Source organism: Lentilactobacillus sp., from assembly GCF_040773105.1.
In the GTDB taxonomy this organism is placed as follows: domain Bacteria; phylum Bacillota; class Bacilli; order Lactobacillales; family Lactobacillaceae; genus Lentilactobacillus; species Lentilactobacillus parabuchneri.
Genome location: NZ_JAXGWW010000324.1, coordinates 1 through 1668, shown reverse-complemented (window position 1 = coordinate 1668; position 1668 = coordinate 1). Strand labels below are relative to the sequence as shown.

General features: G+C 44.5%; 2 protein-coding genes. Both read left to right on the top strand.

The window, feature by feature from the left end; all coding sequences use genetic code 11:
* On the top strand, positions 1 to 1423 hold a 1423-nt coding region (locus AB3112_RS11325), incomplete at its 5' end, for an alanine--tRNA ligase-related protein (RefSeq protein WP_367334551.1).
* 108 nt (positions 1424 to 1531) lie between these two features.
* A partial coding sequence (locus tag AB3112_RS11320) for an IreB family regulatory phosphoprotein (RefSeq protein WP_367334552.1) occupies positions 1532 to 1668 on the top strand: 137 nt, incomplete at its 3' end.

Below are 1668 nucleotides of genomic sequence, written 5' to 3'. Positions count from 1 at the left end.
TCAAGAAGAAGCCAGTGATGCCGGGTTAACGGTTGACAAGCCTGGGTTTGAAGTTGAAATGCAAAAGCAAAAGGATCGGGCACGGAAGGCAAGAAGTGGTGCCAAGTCGATGGGCGTTCAGCGCGACTTATTAATTGAAATTAAGGACCACAGCGAATACGTTGGGTATGACACATTAGACGTTGACAATGCAGAATTATTGGCCATTGTCGAAAATGAAAAATTGGTTGATACATCCAAAGGCGGCACGGTTGAAGTAATTTTTGACAAAACACCGTTTTATGCAGAAATGGGTGGTCAGGTTGCCGACCGTGGGGTTATTTTGGATGAGGAAGGTGACAAGGTAGCCGACGTGGTTGACGTCCAACACGCCCCTAACGGCCAAAACATTCACACCCTTAAGACGCAGGAGCCGCTTGAGAAGGGCAATCATTATCATTTGATTGTTGACAAGCTGTTCCACAGCCGAGTTGAAAAGAACCATACTGCCACTCATTTACTTGACCAGTCGCTGCGAAATGTTCTGGGCGGCCACACCCAACAGGCCGGTTCTTTGGTAGAGCCTAACTACCTGCGCTTTGATTTTAATCACTTTGGCCAAGTGACTGATGAGGATTTACAAAAAGTCGAAGACATGGTTAACAGACAGATTTTCAACGAAATTGATGTCACGACCGTCGTGACGGATCCCAAAACCGGTAAGAAGATGGGTGCGATTGCTCTGTTCAGTGAAAAATACGGTGACAAGGTCCGAGTTGTCAGTGTCGGTGACTTCTCAGTTGAATTCTGTGGTGGAACCCACGTCACCAACACTCGTGATATCGGATTATTCAAAATCGTTTCCGAATCAGGTGTTGGGGCTGGTGTTCGCCGGATTGAGGCTGTAACTGCCAAAGATGCCTTCAAGCTGTTAAATGACCGTGAGAAAGAATTAAAGCAGATTGCCAGCGATTTAAAGGTCACTCAGATTAAGGACACACCAAAGCGGGTTGGCCAATTACAAGCAGAAATCAAAGAACTGACCCAAAAGCAACAAGCACTTGAAGCAAAATTGGCTGGCCAGCAGGCACAAAACGTCTTTAATGATAAAAAGACGGTTGGAAAATACAGCATTATCACTGGGATTATTAAGGATGCCGGCATGGATCAGTTGCGTCAATTGGCTGACACTTGGCGTTCTAAAAAATTATCTGATGTGTTGGTTCTGGGGACTGGTAGCGGCGAAAAGGCCAATTTGATTGTGGCTGTCGCTGATGATCAAGTGAAAGCCGGAATTAAGGCCAGAGATTTGATTAAATCCATTTCCGGTAATATTAAAGGTGGCGGCGGCGGTCGTCCCAATATGGCCCAAGCCGGTGGTAAGGATCCATCGGGTCTTGACAAGGCGATGAGTGCAGCTGTTGCTTGGTTAACAAATAAATAATTATTACACCACGGTTACATGTCGGTTACATTCGCCTACTTGATTGTAGTTTCACTTATAATCAGTTAAAATTAATACAAATGACTGTATGTCATAGAGGTGAATCGTATGAGTTCGTTAGATAAAACCATGTTTTTCAATTTTAATGAAGATCAGCCAAAGGACGTGCGTGAGACCTTACTGACTGTGTATCAAGCGCTCGAAGAAAAAGGGTACAATCCCTATAATCAAATTGTTGGTTATTT